The following is a 21024-nucleotide window of genomic DNA, read 5'->3' as shown; positions in this document are numbered from 1 at the left end:
GAACGGCCGGGTCACGCGTCCAGCATGGCCCGGCCCAGCGGGGTCAACGTGTGCAGCACGCTGTTGCGTTCGCGGTGGCTGACCAGCAGACCAGCGTTGCGCAGCACCGTGGCGTGCTGGCTCGCCGCCGCCGGTGAGATGTTGAGCTGGCGGGCGACCTCGCCGGTGGTGCAGCCCTCGTCGCTGGCCTGCAACACCGCCGCCCTGGTGCGGCCCAGCAGCGCGGCGAGTGATTCGCGGGCGGCACCGGACGCGGCGCTGGCGTCGGCGGAGACCAGCGCGCCCAGCCGGTCCACCGGGTAGACCAGCACCGGTGGCAGCGCCGGGTCGAGCAGTGCGACAGGGGTGGTCGCGCAGAAGAACGACGGCACCAGAAGCAGCCCACGGCCGTCCAGGTGCAGCTCCCGGCTGTGCGGGTAGCTGTGGATCTCCAGCACCCCGCTCTCCCAGCGCATCGCCGGCCGGAGGCTGGTGAGCAGGCCCTCGACGCCGCCGTCGAGCAGCGCCCGCGCCCGCCGCGTGCGGTCCGCCGCGACCGCGGCCTGGATCCGGCTCCAGTACGGGCTGATCGCCACCGACCGGTACTGCTCCATCGACTCGGCCAGGTGGTGCAGCGCCGACACCTCACCGCGAGCGAGCGCTGCCGCCGAGGAGGGCAGCTGATTCTCCGCGGCCAGCACGCTCAGGTCCCGGTGCAGCAACTCGGCGGGGGTACGGCGGAGCGCGTCCAGCCCGGCCTCGAAGCCCTCGACGCTGGCGTACGGGGTGAGGAAGTCGGGGAAGTAGCCACGCGGTGGGTTCAACGCGAAGAGCAGGCGGAGCTGCTCGGAGGCCGAGTCCTGGCGCAGGTCCCGGGCCACGCTGCGCCGCCAGTTGGCAGTCAGCGGATCGCGGGTGCGGCCGCGCAGCACGTGCAGGCTGAGGACCAGCTCCCAGACCGGGTCCGCCGCCGGCGCCACCCGGGTCCGGAGGATGTCCTCCCCAGAAAAGTGGATCTTCAGCATGGAGCGCTCCTGTGTCGCCGGCAGGGGGATGCCGGATGACCGTTCGACTCTACCTGGCCGGCAGTAATCTCCATCTTTAAGCCTGGACTGAAAAACCTCGACGCCTCCGGGGCCGGTTCGGCATGCTTCCCATGCCCGAACACGGCGCCGCGCGTCCATGACGCCCGTGCTGCCGGGGCACCGGGACCGGGGAGGCCCCGGTGATCGGACGGCACCACGAGGGTCTGCGGCCCTTGCTCCGCAGAGGTGCCGTCCGGTCATCCCGGTCCCGCGCCGACTCAGCCGACCCAGAGCGCGACCCGATGGTCCTCGTCCGTGACGTAGAACGACCGTCCGTCCAGCTCCGCCACCCCCTCGACGTGGTGGAACGGGGCCAGGTCCGCCACCTGCTCCCCGACGAGCCGCCGCCCGTCGCCCGCCTCGCCACCGGTGAGCCGGAAGCGAACGTGTCGGGAGGTGACCTCACCCCCACCCGGGTGGTCGTCGAGCAGGACCGACCCCTTGCCCAACGCGTCGATCGAGCCGATCACGGCCGCGTACCCGCCGTCCACCGTCGGGGTGATCGCGCGGAAGCCGGTCAGCTGCCCCGGCGGAGTGACACCTGTCAACACGTACGCGCCCAAGGCCCGCGGCCACGCCCGCTCGGCAGTGAACATGCCCGGCACACCGGCCACCTCGACCAGGATCGGCTCACCGGCGTCGGTGACCGGAAAACGCAGCCCGAGCAGCACCGTCCCGGCCGGGGTGAACGCCGCCGCCTCCACGTTCAACGGCAGGTCGTCCGGGGCCAACCGGCTCACCCAGCTCTTCTCCCGGACGGTCCCCCGGGCCAGCGTCTCCACGATGAACCGCTCCCGCACCCGCTCCCCCGCCGGCAGGAGGGTCAGCGGCGCCGCGGCTAGAGCATCGTTCACCGCTCGGTGCAGTCGAAACGAGTTGCGTACCACGTGCACCGGCAGCGGCCCGGCCGCCGCGTCGTCCTCACGGAACCGGGCCACGAAGGCGCGCCGAGGTCGCAGCGGGCCAGCCTTCGAGCCGAAGTGGGAGCCGAACACGTACACCCAGCCGTCGTGGTGGGCGAGCGCCTCACCGTCCTCGGTCCGCCCGTTCTCCACACCGGCATCCGCGCGCACGTGCAGTGCCGTCCACTCCCCGTCGTCGCGCTTCAGCAGCAACGCGAGGCAGCGCTCCACCGGCCCCTCGTCCAGCACGGTCCAGAAACCCCGCCGGGCAGCGTACGCGCGCAGCAGCGCCGCCGACCGCACCGGCAGCAGATCGCTGGCCTCGTTGCCGGCCACCACGAATTCGACGAGTCGCACTGTCACCGTGCCAGCGTACGGAGCACACGCTCGTACAGTGGCGGGGTGCCCGACACCGTGATCACCGGCCCGACCGCCCAGACGACCGGCCCCGAGGCGTACGCCGCGTTGCATGCCGACGCCACCGCGTTGCTGGAGGGCTGGCAGCCCACCAGCCCGGGCGCTGCCAACGCGCGGGACCGGACCCTCACCTTGCTCGCCGCCGGTCCGATCGCGATGAGCCGGCAGCACCGACCGGGGCACGTCACCGCCAGCGCGTTGGTGCTGGACGCCACCGGCTCGCGGGTGCTGCTCTGCCTGCACGTCAAGTTCGGGTGGTGGGTGCAGCTCGGCGGGCACTGTGAGCCGGTCGACCAGACCCTGGTCGCCGCCGCCCTCCGCGAGGCCACCGAGGAGTCCGGAATCGCCGGCCTGCGCATCGACCCGGTGCCGATCGACGTGGACGTGCACCCGGTGCAGTGTCAGGGCGGGTCCGCGCACCACGACGTACGGTTCGCCGTGCTCGCCCCGCCGGCGGCGGTGGAGCATGTCAGCGACGAGGCCGAGGCGCTGGGCTGGTTCCCACCGGACCAGCTGCCCGAACCACTGGCCGGCGGGACCGCGCAACAGGTCGCGCCGGCACTGGCAGCCCTCAGACGTAGCCCTCTTCGCCTCGCTCCTTGAGCTCGTCGACCAGGGCCTTGACGTCCTGCGCCCGGTCGCGCGGGCAGACCAGCACCGCGTCCGGGGTGTCCACCACGATCAGGTCGCGCAGACCGAGCACGGCCACCAGCCGACCCGACTGCGGGACGACCACGAGGTTGCTGCTGTCCCGCAGCAGCACGCCCGGCTTGGCCTCCGTGCCGAGCACCACGTTGCCCGCGTCGTCGGCCGGCAGCACGTCGCCCAGGGTGTGGAAGTCACCGACGTCGTTCCAGCCGAAGTCGCCCGGCACCGTCGCGACCCGACCCGCCGTGGCCGCGCCCTCCATCACCGCGTAGTCGACGGAGATCTTCGGCAGGGTCGGCCAGATCGCGCCCAGGACGTCGTCCTGCTCCGGGGTGCCCCAGGCGGCGGCGATCGCGGCGACGCCGGCGTGCAGTGCCGGCTGCTGGCGGGCCAGCTCGGCGAGGAAGACGTCCACCCGCCACACGAACATGCTCGCGTTCCACAGGTGCCGGCCCGAACTGACGTACGCCTCGGCGACCTCGGCTGCCGGCTTCTCCTTGAACTCGGCCACCGGCCGCCACGGCACACCCTCGGTCGGATCGCCGGTCTCCAGGTAGCCGTAGCCGGTCTCCGCACGGGTCGGAGTGATCCCGACGGTCATCAGCATGCCCTGCTCTGCCCCGCGGACCGCCTCCTGGACCGTGCAGACCCAGCTGTCCGGGTCGCGGATCAGGTGGTCGGCCGCGAAGCTGCCCATCACCGCGTTCGGGTCACGCGTCGCGATCACCGCGGCGGCCAACGCGATCGCCGCGCAGGAATCCCGGGGAGAGGGCTCGACCAGGATGTTCTCCTCCGGCAGCACTGTCAGCTGCCGTGCCACCGCCGCGACGTGCGCGGCACCGGTGACCACAAGGGTCCGGTCCGGTGTGGTCAGCGGCGCGAGCCGTTCGACTGTCGCCTGGAGCAGTGAGGCGCTGGTGCCGGTCAGCGGGTGGAGGAACTTGGGATGACCGGCGCGGGACAACGGCCACAACCTCGTGCCACTGCCACCTGCCGGAATGACCGCATAGAGCATCCGCACATCATGCCCGACGTACCTGCCCAAAGTGGCACGGGTCACCCGCAGCGGCGCGGAGGATCAGGAACGGGCGCGACTCCACGCCGCGATGTGCACCTCGGCGCTGGACTCCCAGGTGAACTCCTTGGCCCGGTCGAACCCCGCCTTCGCCAGCGACAACCGCCGCTGCTCGTCGTCGAGCAGGGCAGCCAGGTCGGTGCCGATCTGCTCCGGGTCCTCCGAGGTGTACGCGACCGCGTCGCCGCCCACCTCGGGCAGCGAGAGCCGGGGCGTGGTCAGCACCGGGGCGGCGCACGCCATCGCCTCCAGGATCGGCAGCCCGAACCCCTCGCCGTAGGACGGGTACGCGGCGACCAGGGCACCGCCGAGGAAACCCGGCAGGTCGGCGTAACGCAGGTAACCGGGGCGCAGCAGACGCAGGTGCGACGGCACCTCGGCCACCGCCCGGTCGATGTCTTCGTCGTGCCCCTGCCCACCGGCGATCACCAGGGCCGGCGGGTCGACCCGGTCAGCCACCGCCCGCGCCCACCCACGGATCAGGTTGGGCACGTTCTTCCGAGGCTCCTTGGCACCGAGGAAGGCGACGTAGCTGCTGTTGCCCAGCCCCAGACGCGCGCGTACCCGGGCCTTCTCCTCCTCGGTGGGAGCGTGGAAGGCAGCCTGGTCGACGCCGTGGTACGCCACGTCGATCCGCGTCGGGTCGGCGTCGAGCAGCCGGATCAGCTCGTCCCGGGTGGCCTTGCTGGGCACGATCACCCGGTCGGCGCGGCGCAGCGAGGTCTTGATGGCGCTGCGGAAGAACGTGCGGCGCGACTTGTCGTAATGCTCCGGCTCAGTGAAGAACGTCGCATCGTGCACGGTGACCGTGACCGGACACCCGGCCCGCAGCGGGCAGGTGTAGAAGGGCGAGTGCAGCACCTCTGCGCCCACCTGCTGGGCGAGCAGCGGCAGGCCGGTCTGCTCCCAGGCCAGCCGGGCCGGGCGGTGCGCCACGGCGGCCGGGGCCGGGATGATCTCCGCGCCCGGCAGCATGCGGGTGTACCGCTCGAGGTCGGTGCGGAGACTGACCACCGCCAGCTCCACCCCCGACCCGCACACCTTGCCGAGGGCACCGAGCAGACCGTCGACGTATCGACCGACACCACCACGGTCGGTGGGGACACTCGTGGCGTCGATGAGCACGCGGGGCGGGCGACCGGCGGTCACGGGGCGACTCCTTGAACTGGCGGGCCTGTGGGGAACAACACTCCGGGGGTAAAGCCTACGCCGGGGCGCGGGGCCGACGCTGACTGCGACCCGACGGTACGCCGACTTGCCATCGTCATCGAGTACGGCCCACAGGGGCGTATCGTTCGCGCCGATGGCCGACAACATTGCCCGGGTGTTCGCCGACGCGATCGCGACCGACCCGACCCGACCGCTGCTCACCTGGTACGATGACGCCACCGGCGACCGCACCGAACTCTCCGGCGTCACCTTGGCGAACTGGGTGGCGAAGACCGCCAACCTCCTCGTCGACGAGGTCGGCCTCGCGCCGGGCACCCCGGCCGGCGTGCTGCTGCCGCCACACTGGCAGACCGCTGCGGTGCTGCTGGCCTGCTGGTCGGCCAAGCTGAGCGTCGTCGACACGCCGGGCGACGTGGGGGTGCTCTTCGCCGCCGCCGACAGGTTCGACGAGGCGCAGTCCTGGTCCGCCGACGAGCGGTACGCCCTCGGATTGGCCCCGCTCGCCGCCCCGCTTAGGCAGGTGCCGCCCGGGTTCGCCGACTACGTCGTCGAGGTACGCGGACACGGTGACCACTTCACGCCGCAATCCGGCAGTGGCCCCACCGACGCGCACCTGCTGGGTCGTGCCGAGGCCCGCGCCACCGAGTTGGGCATCGAGCCCGGCGCGCGGGTCCTGGTTGACGCCGGCCGTCACCCCGACCCGGTCGACTGGCTGCTGGCCCCACTGACCCGGGCCGCCACAGTCGTCCTCTGCGCCAACCAGGACCCGGCCCGCCTGGCCAGCCGCCAAGCCACCGAAAAGGTCACCCACACCCTCCCGTAACCCGCCCCGCCCCGGCCCGCCCCGGCCCCGCCCGCCCGGCCCGGCGATCTTGCAGTTTCGGTTGTCGAGATGGGCGGGATGCCCCTTAGGTCGGGACAGCAAGTGCAAGATCGCGGGGGGATGGGGGTCAGGACGTCGTGCGGCGTTGGGCCAGGGCGGCGAAGGCGGTCAGGGACTCGGGGTTGACCAGGGCACCCTTGGCCGCCGCCTGGTCTACCGGGGTGCCGGTGAGGATCTTCTTGACCGGCACCTCCAGCTTCTTCGCCGAGAGGGTACGGGGCACCGAACGCACCTGGTGGATCTCGTCGGGCACGTGCCGGGGTGAGAGCGCCGTACGCAGTTCACGGCAGATCTTCGCGCGCATCGGGTCGTCCAGCTCCAGACCCTCGGCCAGCACCACGAAGAGCAGCAGCTCACCGGCGCCGCCCTCGTCGTCCTCCAGGTGCACGACGACCGAGTCGAGCACCTCGTCGAGCCCTTCCACCACCGAGTAGAACTCGGCGGTGCCGAGCCGCACCCCACCGCGGTTGAGGGTGGCGTCGGAGCGGCCGGTGATCACGCAGCCACCCCGCTCGTTGATGGTGATCCAGTCACCGTGCCGCCAGACGCCCGGGTAGACGCCGAAGTACGCCTCCGCGTAGCGGGTGCCGTCCCTGTCGTTCCAGAAACCCACCGGCATGCTCGGCATCGGTTCGGTGATCACCAGCTCGCCCAGCTCGCCGATGACCGGCGTGCCGTCGGCGGAACGGGCCTCGACCTTGGCGCCCAACGCCCGGCAGGCGATCTCACCGGCGTACACCGGCAGCAGCGGCACGCCGCCGACGAAACCGGTGCACACGTCGGTGCCACCGGAGAGCGACTGGAGCTGGACGTGGTCGCCGACGGTCTCGTACACCCAGCGGAAGCCCTCGGCGGGCAGCGGCGCACCGGTGGAACCGACGCCGCGCAGCGCTGACAGGTCGGCGGCCTCCCGGGGAACCAACCCGGCCTTACGGCAGGCCAGCAGGTACGGCGCTGAGGTGCCGAAGTACGTCGTCCCGGTCTCCGCCGCCAGCCGCCACAGCCCACCGAGGTCAGGCTCGGCCGGCCGGCCGGGCTCAGCCCGGACCCCCGGGTTGCCGTCGAAGAGCACGATGGTCGCCCCCACCGCCGGGCCGGAGACCAGGAAGTTCCACATCATCCAGCCGGTGGTGGTGAACCAGAAGAACCGGTCGGCCGGGCCCAGATCGTGGTGCAGGGCGAGCATCTTCAGGTGCTCCAGCAGGATGCCGCCGTGACCGTGCACGATCGGCTTCGGCAGCCCGGTGGTGCCCGAGGAGTACAGCACGTAGAGCGGGTGGTCGAACGGCACCGGCGTGAACGTCAACGGCTCGTCGGTGGGCGCGGTCAGCTCGGCCCAGCCCAGCGCGCCCTCGGGGGCGGGGCCCGTCGGGTCGAGGTAGCTGATGCTGACGGTGTGGCGCAGCGACGGCAGGGCGGCCCGGATCGCGGTGACCTCGGCGCGCCGGTCCACCGGCTTGTCGCCGTACCGGTAGCCGTCCACGGCGACCAGCACCGTCGGTTCGATCTGCTGCCAACGGTCGGTGACGCTGCGGGTGCCGAACTCGGGCGCGCAGGACGAGAAGATCGCGCCAAGGCTGGCGGTGGCCAGCAGCAGGACGTACGTCTCGGCGATGTTCGGGGCGTACGCCGCCACCCGGTCACCGGCGGTGACGCCGAGCCGGCGCAGCCCGGCCGACACCCGGCGGACCTGCTCGCGCAGCTCACCGGCGGTCAATGTGACCGGCGGCCGGGTCTGCCCGTGGGAGATCACCACCGGGTCGTCGTCGGAGCGCCCCGGCATCCGCAGCACGTTCTCCGCGTAGTTCAGCGTGGCGTCGGGGAACCAACGGGCGCCGGGCATCCGCCGCTCGGCCAGGGTGGCGGTCGGCGGGGTGTGCGCGATCACCTCGAAGTGGTCCCAGATCGAGCGCCAGAACCCGTCCAGGTCGGTGGTGGACCAGCGCCACAGCGCGTCGTAGTCGGCGAAGTCCAACCCGCGGTGCTCCCGCAGCCAGCGCAGGTAGGCACCGATCCGGGACCGCTCACGTACGTCCGCCGGCGGCGTCCACAGCATGTCACCCACTGCTCCACCCTCCCCCTGGCCCGACACGACACTGTGACTGGGCCGTGGCGCCATCTTGCCCTACCTCGAAGCGCCATTCTGCGCACCGGGTAGGCCAACCGACGCGTGCCCGTCCCACACTCCAACCCGCCACCTCATGTGGGTCAGCCGGCGCGGTGGGCCTGGATGGCACGGCGGCGGGCCAGCCGGTGCGCGCGGCGGATCTCCGCCTCCTTGTACCGGCGCTCGTCCTCCGCCGTCTCCGGCAGCACCGGGCGGACCGCCCGCGGCGCCCCACCCACGTCCACGCCGACGAACACCAGGTACGCGGTGGCCACCCGGACCGGCGCGTCCTCGGCCGAGTCCCACCGTTCGGCCACCACCCGCACGCCCACCTCCATGGACGTCTGGCCGGTCCAGTTCACCTGGGCGTGCGCGTGCACCAGGTCGCCGACCCGGACCGCCTCGGAGAAGACGATCTCGTCGATCGCCGCGGTCACCGCGGTCCCGCCGCTGTGTCGGGCGGCAGCGGCCCCGGCCACGTCGTCGACGAACTTCATCAGAACTCCGCCGTGCACCGTGCCGTAGAGGTTGACGTCCACTGCGGTCATGATCTTGCTGAGAGTGACGCGCGAGTACGACGTCGGCTTGCCGGTTGGAGCGGCGGAGAGGTGCTCAGTCATGTCGAAAACGGTACGGTGCGCGGATGCGACATCTCTGGAGCTTCCTCGCCGGGCTGGTGGTGGCGCCCATCACCTGGGTGCTGGTCACACTGGGGCAGGACGGGTCGAGCCGGACGGTCGACCGCTGGGTGGAGATCGGCACGTTCAACACCGCCAACCTGATCGAGCCGGCCGTGTACCTCGGTGTCGGCGGTGTCCTGCTGGGCCTGCTGGGCACGCTGCGCTTCTCACCGCTGGGCCCGTTGGTGGCCGGTGCGCTGCTGGTCATCCCGTACATCGGGATGTTCGTGGCGCCCTTCTCGGTGCGGGACGCGATCCCGCACGAGTGGAAGGTGTTCGGCGATCCTCTGCCGCTGCGACTGCCCGTGGAGAACGGCACGCTCTTCCTGCTCGGCCTGCTGCTGCTGATGGCGACCTTCAGCCAACAGCGTTGGCGGCAGTGGCCGAGCCCGGCGACCGAACCGGCCGCGGCACCCACCCCCGCGTCGGACGGAGGCCCCCGCAACGACGACTTCACGTTGACCGACTGGCCGGCCCCCGCGCCCGCGGAGCGCGACACCGCGCCCCTCACTCTGGGTTACCCGGCGGACTCGACACCGACCGAGCCGCTGCCCCGCCGGGTGGGTGGCGAATCACCCTGGTCCGCCCCACCGCGCGGCCAACCGCGCCCCGAGGACACCACCGAGATCCGCTGATCGTCGGGGCGGGCCGGTGGACCGGCCCGCCCCTCCATCTCTTCCGGGCTAGTGCAGCGCGACCGCAAGATCCGGGTCGACGGTGCCGAGGCTGGCGCGGGGAACCACGAGGAGCATGACGATCAGCGCGGCGGCCATGCCGCCCGCGATGACGATCGCCATCGGTACGCTCCCGGTGCCGAACAGACCGGCCAGTGGCGCCGACACCGCGCCGATGCCGAACTGCACAGCGCCGAGCAGCGCCGCGGCGGTGCCAGCGGCCTCGCTGTGCCGGCTCATGGCCAGCGCCGGCGCGTTGGGCAGGGCCAGGCCGGCGGCGGCCAGGACCAGCCACAGTGACGCGAGCAGGGTGCCCAGGCCACCGACGCCGGTCGCCGCGAACATGACCAGCAGCAGGCCGGCCGCCGTTCCGGCGATCAGGGCGCTGACCAGGATCTGCTGCGGGGTGTAGCGGCGCAGCAGCCGAACGTTGAACTGGGTGGCCCCGATCAGGCCCACCGCGCCGGCCCCGAAGGCGATGCCGAACTGCTGCTCGTCGAGGCCGTACTCCTGCTGGAGCACGAACGACGAACCCGAGACGTACGCGAACAGGGCCGCCATCGCCAGCCCGGCGACCAGCACCAGGCCGACGAACGCCCGGTCGTTGACCAAGCCCCGGTAGTCGCGCAGCGTGGCGCGCACCCCGCCGTGCCGCCGACGCGCCACCGGAAGGGTCTCCGGGAGCCGGAGAGCGGCCACGACGATCAACAGCGCGCCCAGCACCGCCAGCGCCGCGAAGACGCCCCGCCAGTCGGTCCAGCTCAGCAGGCCGCTGCCCAGGGTCGGCGCGAGGATGGGCGCCAGGCCCATGACGAGCATCAGCCGGGAGAAGATCCGGGCGAAGGAGGCCCCGCTGAACAGGTCGCGGACCACTGCCGTCGCGACCACTGTGGCGGCGGCGACGCCGAGCCCCTGGAGTACGCGCAGCCCACCGAGCACCGCGATGTTGGGTGCGAAGACGCACAGCACGGAGGCCACGATGTGCGCGGCCAACCCGGCCAGCAGCGGCACCCGCCGCCCGACCACGTCGGAGAGCGGCCCGATCAGCAACTGGCCCAACGCGAGGCCGACCAGCGTGCCGGTCAGCGTCAACTGCACGGCGGTCTCGGTGGTCTGCAGGCCCGCCGTGATGGCGGGTAGCGCGGGCAGGTACATGTCGATGGTCAACGGCCCGATCGCGATCAACGCGCCCAGCACGAGGACGATTTGCGCCCGCTGACGGTTGGTCATCAGGTCGCCGGGCAGCACTTCCTGCGCGACGGCGGAATCGCGTCCGGGCTTCTCCACCAACTGCTTCATCATCTCGATCTCTCTGCGGGAGGCGTCGTCACGAGCGGCGGCGCGGGGCGTCACCGGGACCGCGTGGACGTGGCGGCACGGTGTGGGATGCCCGACGGCGGGCAGCGTGGACGTGACGAGGCAGGGTCGTGGCGGGGGCGGCCGGGTGGGGCGATGATCCGAGGGTGATCCTCTCGCTCGGCAACACCTCGGCGACGGGTGACGTTCCCGGTGTGTGGGGAGTCACCCCGCTCCGTCCGCACAGATCCAATGTGACCGAGGTCATATCAGAATCAGAACCGGGGCCGGGGTACGCGTCGTCTTGCCTGGTGTGAAACGAAGTGTGGACGGGCTCGACGAGGGTGAACTCCTTCGCCGCGTCGCTCGGGGCGACCGGCGCGCGTTCGACGCGCTGTACCGGCGTACCGCCCCGTGGTTGACCGCGCGACTGCGCCGGCGCTGCGCCGACGAGGACGTGGTGGCCGAGGTGTTGCAGGAGACGTACCTGGCGGTCTGGCGTTCGGCCGGCAGTCAGGCGCAGTCCTCCACCTCCGGCAGCGCGGTGGGCTGGTTGTGGACGATCGCCGCGCACCGGCTGATCGACGCGTTCCGCCACCGGGCCCGACGGGAGCGGGTTCCGTCGGTGCAGACCTTCGAGACCGTGGCCCCGGCGGCCGAGGACGAGGCGCTGGCCGGCGGGATGGACGCCAACCTGGAGCGTGCCCTGCACGAGCTACCTGCGGAACTCCGTCAGGTGCTGCGTTCGATGGTCCTCGACGGGCTGACCGCGCGGGAGACCGCACTGCTGCTCGGTATGCCGGAGGGGACCGTGAAGACCCGGGCCCGACGAGCCCGAATCGCCCTCCGGGAGGCGCTGTCATGACCACTCACCCGACGCCCACCCTCATCTCCCAGTACGCCTCTGGTGCTGCCGGCGTCGACGACACGACCATCTGGGCGGTCGAGGCGCACCTGGAAACCTGCGCCGCCTGCCGAGCGGTGCTCACGGACGCCGTCGACCCGGGCACCCGGGACCTGCTGGACCGGGTGGCCGACGGAATCGCCACCGGAATCGCCACCGGCCCGGGCCCGGTACGCCGTCGTCGGCTGCTGCGCACGGGTGTCGCCGCCCGGGTGCTGCCCTGGCTGGTCACCGCCACCGGATTGATGCTGGCCGCGGCCCTGTTCGAGTGGACGTTCAACAGCCTGCCGTCCCTGGTGCTGCTCATCGCGCCGGTGGCGCCGCTGCTGCCGGTGGCCGCGGTCTGGAGCCGGCGCCTCGACCCGGCCTGGGAACTGACGGCCACCATGCCCCGCACCGGCCTGCCGCTGCTGATGCGCCGCACGTTGGGGGTGCTGTCGGCGGTCATACCGGTGCTGGCGGTGGCGGGCTGGGTCACCGGTCACTCCCCCGGCCTCTGGTTGCTGCCCGCCCTGGGGTTCACCGCCGGCGCGTTGGCGCTGGGCACTGTGGTGGGGGTCGACCGCGCCGCACTCGCGTTGACCGTCGCCTGGTCCGCCGGTGTGGTCGGGCCGAGCCTCGCCGACGGGCAACTTCCGACGGTCCTCACCGGCGGCAGCCTGCCGGGATGGGCGCTCGCCACAGTGGCGTTGACGGCCGTCGTACTCGTTCGGGCGTGGCGACGGCCGCACGAACCGCACCAGAACCTTCTGCACCGATGACGACATCGAGCCACTGCCGAATGGGAGAGATCATGATGCGTACGGTCAGCGTGGCCGAGACCGCCCCGTCCACCTACGCGTGGGCGGTGCACGCCGAGAAGTTGCAGGTCCGGGCCGGCCGACACCTCGCGGTAAACGAACTCGACCTGAGGCTGGGCACCGGTGTGCACGGGCTGCTCGGCCCCAACGGCGCCGGAAAGACGACGTTGATGCGAGCCCTGGCCACTGTGCTGAAGCCGGCCGGTGGGCGGCTGACGTTGCTCGGCGGCGAGGTCACCGGCAACGCCGACCTCCGCCAGGTACGCCGCGGCCTCGGCTACCTGCCGCAGCACTTCGGCTTCTACCCGCGCTTCACCGTCCGGGAGTTCGTCGAGTACATCGCCTGGCTCAAGGAGATGCCGAAGGCCGTCATCCCTGGTGCGGTGCAGCGGGCCGTCGAACGGGTGGGTCTGGCGGACCGCGCCGACTCCCGGATGAAGACGCTGTCCGGCGGGATGCTGCGCCGCGCCGGCATCGCCCAGGCGATCGTCAACGACCCGGCGGTGCTGCTGCTCGACGAGCCGACGGTCGGCCTGGACCCGGAGCAGCGCCTCGACTTCCGCGAACTGCTGCGAGAGATCGGCCTGGACAGCTGCGTACTCGTCTCCACCCACCTGGTTGAGGACGTCGCGGTGGCCTGCTCCGACGTGGTGCTGATCAGTGAGGGCAGGTTGGTGTGGCAGGGCACCACCGGGCAACTGACCGAACAGGGTGGGGCCGGCGACGCCGGTGACAGCGCCACCGAACGCGGCTACTCGTCGGTGCTGCGCGCCTACCGTGGGCGGGTGTCGGCATGACGGGACGCATCCTCCGCATCGAACTGCGCCGCTCGGCGGCGCTGGGCACCGCCCTGTTGATACTGGTGAGCGGTGCGGCGTTGCTGCTGTCGTCCACCCAGTTCTTCGCGGGACGGTGGATGCAGCTGGCGGTGATGGCCCGGTCGCTGCTGATGGTGCTGCTGCCGCTCGCGCTGGCCGGTGGGGCGTGGATGGGCCGGCGCGACGCGCGCCACCGGGTCAACGAGTTGTTCGCCAGCACCGTCCGGCCGCGGTGGCAGCGCGTCGTCCCGACCGCCGGCGCTCTCGCGGTCTCGGTGGTAACCGCGTACCTCCTGGTGTTTCTCATCGCGGCCGGATGGGTGGTGCCGACGTCGAACTACTTCCCGAGCGCGACGATCGTCGTCCTCGCGGTCGGCGTTCCGGCGCTGATCGCCGCGGGTTGGCTGGGCATGGCCGCCGGCCGGGCCGTGCCCCGGGTGATCACCGCGCCGGTACTCGCCGTGGTCGGCTTCGTCCTGGTGGGGTTGGTGCCGGAGTTGGCCATGTCGCCCGCCATGGGCACGGATCTCGCGCAGTTCCGCCCGGAACCGGCGGCGGTGCTGCTCGTGCCGGCGATCACCGGCCTGGACGACTTCCAGACGATCGCGACGCGGGTCAGCCTGCTCCAGGCGCTGTGGCTGGTGTCCCTCGCCGCGACCGGCCTGCTGCTGCTCGGCGCGGTCCGTCGCCGCGCGATCGCGTTCGCCGTGCTCCCGGCGCTGCTCGGGGTCGCGGTCGCCGTACCGCTCCTGCCCGTCGGCGGAGCCCGCGGGGCGGCGGTCGTCGACCCGGTCGCCATCGAGCTGGTCTGCGACAACGACGGCCCACAGGTCTGCGTGACGCGGGCACACGCCGGGCTGCTGCCCGCCGTCGTCGGCCCCGCCCGCCAGGCGCTCGACATGATGGCGGCGAAGCTGCCCAACGCACCGGTCCGCGCGGTGGAGACCCAACAGGTCACCTACTGGGCGCGGCTGGACCCGGACACCGCACCGGCCCGGCACTCCGCCGACACGATCGTCTTCGACACCCCCACCATCGACCGCGTCGGCCGCGCCGATTTGTCCGGCGACTACTTCCTGCCGTCCCTGCTGGAGGCCGCCTGGCAGCAGGAGTGCGGCGAACAGTCGATCCGGGGCGACGTATACCGGGCCCGGATGGTCGCCGCCGCCTGGCTGACCGGTCGACCACCGGTCCCGCAGACCGGATGGGCACCCGAGGAGATGGCGCTGCTGAGGAGCGCGTACCAGGCGCTGGTGAGCCTGCCGGAGGCCGAGCAACGACGGCGGATGGCAGCGGTACGCGAGGGCGTACTGGCCTGCCGGGACGACGAGCTGGTGGCGATCCTGCCGGGGGATCAGCCGTGAGGTGGCTTGGGCTGCACCTGCGCTCCCGCCGGGTGCCTCTCGCCCTGACCACCGCGACCTCGTTGATCGCGCTGACCTGGGCGCTGTCGCTGGCCTACACCGACTCGACGACCATCAGCGCCCGGACGGCCAGCCTCGCCATCATGCTGGCGGTGGTCGCCGTCGGCACCACCCTCAACGGCGCCGACGACGCCCTCGACCACACCATGGCGGTCAACTGGCCGGTACGCCGTGCCGGGCACCTGCTGCTCGCCGCCGGCGCGATCACCGCGCTGCTGTCGCTCAGCATGCTCACCGAGACGCGCTACGAGCCGTTCGCCCTCATGCTGCGCAACACCGCGGGGCTGCTCGGGCTCACCGCGCTCGGCGCCACAGTGCTGGGTGCCGCCCTGGCCTGGATCGCCCCGCTGACCTGGACCCTCATCGCGGTGCTGCCGATGATGGGGCCCAGCCGGGATCTGAAGATGCAGGTCGCCGGCTGGCTGATCCAACCCGCCGGGACCACCGCCGCCACCGCCTGCGCCGCCACCCTGGCGGTGACGGGTCTGCTGGCGTACGCCCTGCGGGGTTGCCCCCTGCGGCCGGCGAGCGAGACGGCCCCCGACCGGTGACGAATCCGTCGGTGGTCCGGCCCGCCGGTGTCGGAGCACGGACCATCGACCGCTTGGTCCGGCGAGGAGACGGGAACCCCGAACGGCACGGCACGTCAATTCCGTTGGCTGCTCGTAGCATCAGGGAATGGATACGTCGCACTTTGCTGACGACGGGCACCGCGGGTCCGACGACGACCAGCGGGACGTCCCTCTGTTGGGGCTGAGCCCGCTGTCCCGGGTGCGTCTGGACGAGCTGCTGCAGGAGATGCTCGATCGGGTCGGTGAGGTGGTCACCAGTCGTGAGCGGCTACGCGCTCTGCTCAACGCGGTGGTGGCGATCGGCTCCGATCTCGATCTACGCAGCACGTTGCGACGCATCGTCGAAGCCGCATGTGAGCTGCTCGGTGCCCGCTACGGCGCGCTGGGTGTGATCGGCCCGGACCGGCTCCTGACGGAGTTCATCACGCACGGTATCGACGCCGAGTCACATGCCCGGATCGGCGACCTACCGCATGGCCGGGGTGTGCTCGGCCTGCTGATCGCCGACCCCCGTCCGGTACGAATGCCGGACATCACGGAGCATCCACAGTCCTACGGATTTCCGGCGAACCATCCCCCGATGCACAGCTTCCTCGGCGTTCCGATCCGCATCCGGGATCAGGTCTTCGGCAACCTCTACCTGGCGGAGAAGCGAGGCGCGGTCGAGTTCACCGAGGATGACGAAGAGATCGCCGTCGCGTTGGCTGCCGCTGCCGGCGTCGCGATCGAGAACGCCCGGCTGTACGCCGTCGCCCACCGTCGCGAGCGTTGGCTGGCGGCCACCGCCGAGATCACGACCGTGTTGCTGGGTGAGGTCCGCCGCACGGAGGCGCTGGGTCTCGTCGCCCGCCACGCTCGCGAGGTCGCAGACGCCGAACTGGTTCTGGTCCTGCTCTACGACGAGGAGGCTGGACGGTTCACCATCGAGGTCGTCGACTCGACCAGTGGAACCACTCCTCCGCTGGTTGGTGCGGTCCTGCCGGCCGCCGAGACCACCTTCGCCGCCTCGGTGACGGGCCGACGACACACAGCCATCGAGAGCCTGGCCAAGGCTGCGCCCTGGCCCGCTCCGGTCACCGAGGGGCCGGCAGTGGTGTCCCCGCTGTCGGCGGGCGAGACCCTGTACGGCGTGTTGGTCGTGGCATACCCGGCCGGTCAGGTGCGGCAGAGTGACGACGACGTGCCACTGCTGGCCAGCTTTGCCGCGCAGGCGGCGCTGGCGATGGAGCGCGCCCGTGCGCAGGAGGAGCGGGAACTCCTCGTCGTCCTCGAGGACCGTGAGCGGATCGCCCGCGACCTGCACGATGTGGTGATCCAGCGACTGTTCGCCACCGGGTTGCAGTTGCAGAGCACCGCACCGCTGATCGCCCGGCCCGAGGTCGGTCAACGGGTCAACGCGGCAGTCGACGAACTCGACTCCACGATCCGGGACATTCGGCGGGCCATCTTCGAACTACGGGCTCCCATGAGTGCCGTCCTGCGCACCGAGATCCGCGATGCGGTTGACGACGCCGCCAGGTCGCTCGGTTTCCGGCCGGCGCTGGAGATATCCGGACCGATCGACAGCGCGGTGCCGGACGCCGTACGTCCCGACCTGCTCGCGGTGCTCCGGGAAGCGCTGTCGAACACGATCCGGCATGCGCGCGCCAGCCAGGTCAAGGTGCTGGTCCAGGTCGACGGGCCACGGCTCACCCTCACCGTCGACGACGACGGGGTGGGCACGAGCCCCGATGCTGCCCGCAGCGGCCTGGTCAACCTGCGCGAGCGCGCCCTCGGCCTGGGTGGTGATTTCGCGGTGCAACCAGCCCAACCGCGCGGCACGCGCCTGCGTTGGAGCGTTCCGCTGGGCGAGTGAGGTTCACGGGTGCCGGCCGAACAGCCGGGTGGCCAACACCGCCGCCTGGGTACGCCGTTCCAGCCCCAGCTTCGCCAGCAGGCTCGACACGTAGTTCTTGACGGTCTTCTCGGCGAGGAACATCTTTCCGGCAATCTCGCGGTTGGTCAGCCCTTCGGCTACGTACCCCAGGATCCGGCGCTCCTGTTCGGTCAACATCTCCAGCTCGCGCGGCTGCTCGACGCCGTTGCGGATGCGCTCCAACACGCGCTGGGTCACCGCAGGGTCGAGCAACGACTGGCCCGCGGCCACCCGGCGGACCCCGTCGACGAGGTCGGTGCCGCGGATCTGCTTGAGCACATATCCGTCAGCACCCGCCATGATCGCCGCGAACAGCGCCTCGTCGTCTTCATAGGAGGTGAGAATCAGACCTCGGATCGACGAGTCCACAGTCCGAACGTCGCGGCACACATCGATGCCACTGCCGTCGGGCAACCGGGCGTCGAGAATAGCCACGTCCGGCTTCAAGGCGGGGATGCGCGCGGTGGCTTCCCGTGCCGACCCCGACTCACCCACCACTTCGATGTCGCCGGCGGCGTGGAGCAGGTCGGCCAGACCACGGCGTACGACCTCGTGGTCGTCGAGGAGGAAGACACGGATCATCTCCCTTTTCTACCGGTGCGGCTCCGGCGGACACAGGGCCGAAGGTCCCGTTGCTCACCGACAGACAGGGGACTGGGGCCCGGCTCCTTGGGACGTCCGGCCCTGCCGGCCCGGCCTGGTCGAGGCGATCGTGGGGGCAGGGCTCAAACCAGAACCTGACCTGGCTGACCTGCGACTCTGCGACTCCGAGGTATGTCACCATGATCCGCACCGCGTTCACTCCTGCCGAGCTGCGTCCCGCGGTGTCCGCGGCGATTCGCGCACCGTCACTGCACAACAGCCAGCCCTGGCGTTTCCGGCTCTCCGCCGGTGGGATCGAGGTGCGGATGGATCCGGACCGGCTACTGCCGGCCAGCGACCCCACCCGCTGGGCGGCGCGGCTCAGTTGCGGTGCCGCCGTGTTCAACCTACGCCTAGCGCTTGCGGTCACCGGCACACCGCCGGACGTCCACCTCCGCCCGTGCCCACATGACCTGGATGCCGTGGCCCGGCTGGTCCCCGGCCGCCCACGGCCCGCCACGCCCGCCGAGCGGGACCTGTACGCCGCCATCTTCCGACGGCACAGCAACCGCAGGCCGTTCTGGCCCAACCCGGTCCCGGCAGATGCCCGGTGGCGTCTGATCGAGGCCGCCCGCGCCGAGGGCGCGTGGCTGGAGATGGTCATCGGAGTTGGCGCGGTCCAGACGGTCGCCGAAATCGCTCACAGCGCCAACCGGTTTCTGGAACGCGACTCCGACTACCAGGCTGAGCTGACGCGGTGGGTCCGGACATCACCCGCCGGTGACGGTGTCCCGATCGAGTCGGGCGGCCCGGTCCCGGAACCACAGGACCTGCTTCCCCAACGGGCCTTCGGGGTACGCGCCCGCGCACCCGGCCGGGACTTCGAACCCGAACCACTCGTCGCTGTGCTCGGTTCGTACGGCGACAGCGCCACCGACCAGATCACCGCTGGCCAGGCGCTGCAACGCGTACTCCTCACCGCCACCGACAACCGCCTCGCCGTCTCGATGCTGTCCCAACCCATCGAGGTCACCCGGGCCCGCGAGCAACTACGACTGGCGCTCGGCAAGTACGGCACGCCTCAGATGGTCATGCGAATCGGCTACGGACAGTCAGGTAGGCCGTCCCCACGCCGGGACGTGGACGACATGATCGAGTTCGCCTGACCGCAGGGCCCGTAGCCGCCCGGACGAACGTCCCAGTCCCGCCCCATCCTCGGAGCGGGACGGAGGTCCCGGCGAGCAGGGGATTTGGTCCTGCGGCATCGATGCCCACTGGTCCTACTGGCATCACCCGGGATGCCGTGAACTGTAGTTGAGCGCCGGACGACCGAGCTGGCGGCGAACTTGGAGGATGCAATGACCACCATCGTCCCCCCGCGTCACGACAGGATCCCCCACCTCGCATCGGGGACGGAGGCGGCACGGACCACCGGCGGCGGCGCTACCGCCCGGGCAGTGGCGAGGTACGCCTGGTTCGCCGCCCGGATCGGAATGGGGTTCATCTTCCTGTGGGCGTTCGTGGACAAGCTGTTCGGCCTGGGCTACGCAACCCCGGCCGGTAAGGGCTGGATCGACGGCGGCCACCCCACGAAGGGGTTCCTCGCTGGAGCGGAAGGGCCTTTCGCTGGCGCATACCACAACCTGGCCGGTACCGCGTTCGCCGACACTGCGTTCATGGTTGGTCTGGCCGCCATCGGCGTCGCCCTGCTGCTGGGAATCGGGATGCGGATCGCCGCTGGCGCCGGGGCGCTGATGCTCACCATGATGTACACCGTCGCACTGCCCCCCACAACGAATCCCGTCATCGACGACCATCTCATCCTGGCCGTGCTGCTCATCGGGATCGCCGCCGCTGGAGCTGGCACCACCCTCGGTCTCGGCGGCTGGTGGGCCACCACTCCCCTGGTCAAGAAGCTGCCCTGGCTCACGTAGGTCGCATTGCACGAAGGCCGGCCCCGCCTTGGCGGGGCCGGCCTTCGTCAGGTCACACATCCACGACTGCACCCCTACGGCGCCGAGCGGGGCGTCTACTCCCAACCCCGGCCTGCGCGGGACTCACGCGCCGGACGTGTCAACGATCTGCGCGACCGGCAACCGTGGGGTGCGTGGCGGGCCGGCGTGTTCCGAGTCGGCGATCCCGAGCCGAAGCACCAGGTGCGGGTGGCCGAGACCGGCCAACAGAGCCCGCAGAGTCTGTCGCGTGCTCGCCACCTCGATGACACCGCTGAGGGGTACGACGGACACGCCGAGTTCGGTGGCCCGTAGCCAGCCAGCCGACAGTGCCTCGCCGGCGCGTAGCCAGTCGCACGGATCGTCCTCGTCGCCGTACAGCACTGCGTAGACAGCCACTCGATCATGTCCTGGGCCGATCGGCAGCGTTCCCGCTCGACCGAAGTCGCGTCCGGGGACGGTCGTTTGCTGCTCCCGCTCGGGAAGCACTTCGGCCGGCAAGCCGGCACCCGCAGGTCGGGCCCGTCCGGTCCAGTACTCGAGTTCTTCCCGGATCTCGGGTTCGGCGGCCTCAACAGCGGCGGCCCTGGACGCCGCAGCGGCCAGTTCGAGGATCTGGTCCGACGACAGGATCTGGATTCGCGCTTCGGGCGACACCGCCTCCTTGATGGCTCGCAGCGCGTCCGCCGACAGTGGCTCATCGCTGACGGGTCGACGGTCGGTGTGCCGGAACTGCATTGTCTGCGCCAGGCGAACCGCCTCGGCCGTTACCGGCGTCCTGCCGGTCAGCCTCAGCCGGGCCAGAAGATCAGGCTGCGTGCCGTCGGGTAGCCGCTCGACCTCGGCGGTCCAGCCCTCCGCAGCGAGGGCGACCCGGGCATGGTCCAACGCGGCTCCGCAGCTGAGCAGTAGGAGCTGCCCCGGGGCATCGGTCGCGTTCAGTTGTCTGCTGCGTTCAGCGAACAGTTCGAGCCCGTCGGCGGCGATCCGCCACCGCCACGGCTGGGTGTTGTGCACCGAGGGTGCGTACCCGGCGGCCGCTGCGGCACTCGCGAGGGCGGTCGTACTCTGTCGCGTACTGGTGTCCCGATTCATCGTTCTCATCCTCTGGGTCAACCTGCGTGCGGTGCGGGCACGGCGT

20 protein-coding genes are annotated in these 21024 nt (G+C 71.4%); 11 read left to right on the top strand and 9 right to left on the bottom strand.

All coding sequences use genetic code 11. The features are described from left to right. Positions 1–11: 11 nt before the first annotated feature. Together PSH03_RS29920 and PSH03_RS29915 are read right to left on the bottom strand one after the other, a co-directional pair. Positions 12–1004: an ArsR/SmtB family transcription factor gene (locus PSH03_RS29920; protein WP_210784892.1), complete on the bottom strand. Its 993-nt coding sequence runs from the start codon at positions 1002–1004 to the stop codon at positions 12–14. Between the two features lie 278 nt (positions 1005–1282). Continuing rightward, a complete protein-coding gene (locus PSH03_RS29915) occupies positions 1283–2329 on the bottom strand; it encodes a DUF4185 domain-containing protein (protein WP_238691074.1) in 1047 nt (348 codons plus the stop codon). A 39-nt stretch (positions 2330–2368) separates the two neighbouring features. Between PSH03_RS29915 and PSH03_RS29910 the strand changes: the two genes are divergently transcribed. Further along, the gene (locus tag PSH03_RS29910; RefSeq protein WP_210784894.1) at positions 2369–2986 is read left to right on the top strand and encodes an NUDIX hydrolase; all 618 of its coding nucleotides are present in this window, start codon (positions 2369–2371) and stop codon (positions 2984–2986) included. On the opposite strand, the gene PSH03_RS29905 is transcribed toward PSH03_RS29910, so the two are convergent. Beyond that, positions 2955–4046 carry a mannose-1-phosphate guanylyltransferase gene (locus tag PSH03_RS29905; protein WP_210784895.1) on the bottom strand — a complete coding sequence of 364 codons (1092 nt, stop codon included), beginning with the start codon at positions 4044–4046 and terminating at the stop codon, positions 2955–2957. The two genes, PSH03_RS29910 and PSH03_RS29905, sit on opposite strands and share 32 nt — an antisense overlap. 63 nt (positions 4047–4109) lie before the next feature. Beyond that, a complete protein-coding gene (locus PSH03_RS29900; protein ID WP_112582435.1) occupies positions 4110–5255 on the bottom strand; it encodes a glycosyltransferase family 4 protein in 1146 nt (381 codons plus the stop codon). A 154-nt stretch (positions 5256–5409) separates the two neighbouring features. On the opposite strand from PSH03_RS29900, the gene PSH03_RS29895 reads away from it, so the two are divergent. Continuing rightward, on the top strand, positions 5410–6099 hold the full coding sequence (locus tag PSH03_RS29895) for a TIGR03089 family protein (RefSeq protein ID WP_210784896.1): 690 nt from the start codon (positions 5410–5412) through the stop codon (positions 6097–6099). Between the two features lie 127 nt (positions 6100–6226). Here PSH03_RS29895 and PSH03_RS29890 read toward each other — a convergent pair whose 3' ends face one another. Both PSH03_RS29890 and PSH03_RS29885 read right to left on the bottom strand, forming a co-directional pair. Next, entirely contained in the window at positions 6227–8224 is a 1998-nt protein-coding gene (locus tag PSH03_RS29890) for an acetoacetate--CoA ligase (protein WP_238691073.1), read from the bottom strand. Positions 8225–8367: 143 nt separating this feature from the next. After that, entirely contained in the window at positions 8368–8886 is a 519-nt protein-coding gene (locus PSH03_RS29885) for an acyl-CoA thioesterase (RefSeq protein ID WP_091394150.1), read from the bottom strand. 23 nt (positions 8887–8909) lie between these two features. Between PSH03_RS29885 and PSH03_RS29880 the strand changes: the two genes are divergently transcribed. Then, entirely contained in the window at positions 8910–9581 is a 672-nt protein-coding gene (locus PSH03_RS29880) for a hypothetical protein (protein WP_210784898.1), read from the top strand. A 48-nt stretch (positions 9582–9629) separates the two neighbouring features. On the opposite strand, the gene PSH03_RS29875 is transcribed toward PSH03_RS29880, so the two are convergent. Further along, a complete protein-coding gene (locus PSH03_RS29875) occupies positions 9630–10922 on the bottom strand; it encodes a multidrug effflux MFS transporter (RefSeq protein WP_238691072.1) in 1293 nt (430 codons plus the stop codon). Between the two features lie 307 nt (positions 10923–11229). Between PSH03_RS29875 and PSH03_RS29870 the strand changes: the two genes are divergently transcribed. The 6 genes from PSH03_RS29870 to PSH03_RS29845 all read left to right on the top strand — a co-directional run bounded on the left by PSH03_RS29870 (position 11230) and on the right by PSH03_RS29845 (position 17289). Further along, positions 11230–11781, top strand: coding sequence for an RNA polymerase sigma factor (locus PSH03_RS29870; protein ID WP_210784899.1), 552 nt, complete (start codon positions 11230–11232; stop codon positions 11779–11781). Continuing rightward, the gene (locus tag PSH03_RS29865) at positions 11778–12581 is read left to right on the top strand and encodes a zf-HC2 domain-containing protein (protein WP_210784900.1); all 804 of its coding nucleotides are present in this window, start codon (positions 11778–11780) and stop codon (positions 12579–12581) included. The genes PSH03_RS29870 and PSH03_RS29865 overlap by 4 nt, the downstream gene beginning before the upstream one ends. Positions 12582–12616: 35 nt before the next feature. Further along, positions 12617–13417 (top strand): ABC transporter ATP-binding protein, encoded by an 801-nt coding sequence (locus PSH03_RS29860; protein ID WP_210784928.1) that lies wholly within the window; start codon positions 12617–12619, stop codon positions 13415–13417. Beyond that, on the top strand, positions 13414–14802 hold the full coding sequence (locus tag PSH03_RS29855) for a hypothetical protein (RefSeq protein ID WP_238691071.1): 1389 nt from the start codon (positions 13414–13416) through the stop codon (positions 14800–14802). Before PSH03_RS29860 ends, PSH03_RS29855 begins: the two co-directional genes overlap by 4 nt. Next, positions 14799–15413 (top strand): hypothetical protein, encoded by a 615-nt coding sequence (locus PSH03_RS29850; RefSeq protein ID WP_238691070.1) that lies wholly within the window; start codon positions 14799–14801, stop codon positions 15411–15413. The genes PSH03_RS29855 and PSH03_RS29850 overlap by 4 nt, the downstream gene beginning before the upstream one ends. A 247-nt stretch (positions 15414–15660) precedes the next feature. Next, the gene (locus tag PSH03_RS29845) at positions 15661–17289 is read left to right on the top strand and encodes a GAF domain-containing sensor histidine kinase (protein ID WP_238691329.1); all 1629 of its coding nucleotides are present in this window, start codon (positions 15661–15663) and stop codon (positions 17287–17289) included. 3 nt (positions 17290–17292) lie between these two features. Here the strand turns inward: PSH03_RS29845 and PSH03_RS29840 are convergent, their stop codons facing one another. Beyond that, positions 17293–17931: a response regulator gene (locus tag PSH03_RS29840; protein WP_210784904.1), complete on the bottom strand. Its 639-nt coding sequence runs from the start codon at positions 17929–17931 to the stop codon at positions 17293–17295. Positions 17932–18131: 200 nt separating this feature from the next. Here PSH03_RS29840 and PSH03_RS29835 point away from each other — a divergent pair, with 200 nt between their 5' ends. Further along, a complete protein-coding gene (locus tag PSH03_RS29835; protein ID WP_247669681.1) occupies positions 18132–19097 on the top strand; it encodes an Acg family FMN-binding oxidoreductase in 966 nt (321 codons plus the stop codon). Between the two features lie 192 nt (positions 19098–19289). Next, entirely contained in the window at positions 19290–19865 is a 576-nt protein-coding gene (locus tag PSH03_RS29830; protein WP_210784905.1) for a hypothetical protein, read from the top strand. A gap of 123 nt (positions 19866–19988) precedes the next feature. On the opposite strand, the gene PSH03_RS29825 is transcribed toward PSH03_RS29830, so the two are convergent. Continuing rightward, positions 19989–20978, bottom strand: a complete 990-nt coding sequence (locus tag PSH03_RS29825; protein WP_210784906.1) for an Acg family FMN-binding oxidoreductase — start codon at positions 20976–20978, stop codon at positions 19989–19991. Positions 20979–21024 lie beyond the last annotated feature (46 nt).

Source organism: Micromonospora salmantinae (genome assembly GCF_022230905.1).
GTDB lineage: Bacteria > Actinomycetota > Actinomycetes > Mycobacteriales > Micromonosporaceae > Micromonospora > Micromonospora salmantinae.
This window is presented reverse-complemented; position numbering and strand designations above follow the sequence as displayed.

Excerpts from the sequence above, each read along its gene's own strand:
- PSH03_RS29920 (WP_210784892.1), bottom strand. The coding sequence starts at position 1,004 with ATGCTGAAGATCCACTTTTCTGGGGAGGACATCCTCCGGACCCGGGTG.
- PSH03_RS29905 (WP_210784895.1), bottom strand. The coding sequence starts at position 4,046 with ATGCTCTATGCGGTCATTCCGGCAGGTGGCAGTGGCACGAGGTTGTGG.
- PSH03_RS29895 (WP_210784896.1), top strand. The coding sequence starts at position 5,410 with ATGGCCGACAACATTGCCCGGGTGTTCGCCGACGCGATCGCGACCGAC.
- PSH03_RS29885 (WP_091394150.1), bottom strand. The coding sequence starts at position 8,886 with ATGACTGAGCACCTCTCCGCCGCTCCAACCGGCAAGCCGACGTCGTAC.
- PSH03_RS29880 (WP_210784898.1), top strand. The coding sequence starts at position 8,910 with ATGCGACATCTCTGGAGCTTCCTCGCCGGGCTGGTGGTGGCGCCCATC.
- PSH03_RS29875 (WP_238691072.1), bottom strand. The coding sequence starts at position 10,922 with ATGATGAAGCAGTTGGTGGAGAAGCCCGGACGCGATTCCGCCGTCGCG.
- PSH03_RS29865 (WP_210784900.1), top strand. The coding sequence starts at position 11,778 with ATGACCACTCACCCGACGCCCACCCTCATCTCCCAGTACGCCTCTGGT.
- PSH03_RS29860 (WP_210784928.1), top strand. The coding sequence starts at position 12,617 with ATGCGTACGGTCAGCGTGGCCGAGACCGCCCCGTCCACCTACGCGTGG.
- PSH03_RS29855 (WP_238691071.1), top strand. The coding sequence starts at position 13,414 with ATGACGGGACGCATCCTCCGCATCGAACTGCGCCGCTCGGCGGCGCTG.
- PSH03_RS29845 (WP_238691329.1), top strand. The coding sequence starts at position 15,661 with ATGCTCGATCGGGTCGGTGAGGTGGTCACCAGTCGTGAGCGGCTACGC.
- PSH03_RS29840 (WP_210784904.1), bottom strand. The coding sequence starts at position 17,931 with ATGATCCGTGTCTTCCTCCTCGACGACCACGAGGTCGTACGCCGTGGT.
- PSH03_RS29835 (WP_247669681.1), top strand. The coding sequence starts at position 18,132 with ATGATCCGCACCGCGTTCACTCCTGCCGAGCTGCGTCCCGCGGTGTCC.
- PSH03_RS29830 (WP_210784905.1), top strand. The coding sequence starts at position 19,290 with ATGACCACCATCGTCCCCCCGCGTCACGACAGGATCCCCCACCTCGCA.
- PSH03_RS29825 (WP_210784906.1), bottom strand. The coding sequence starts at position 20,978 with ATGAATCGGGACACCAGTACGCGACAGAGTACGACCGCCCTCGCGAGT.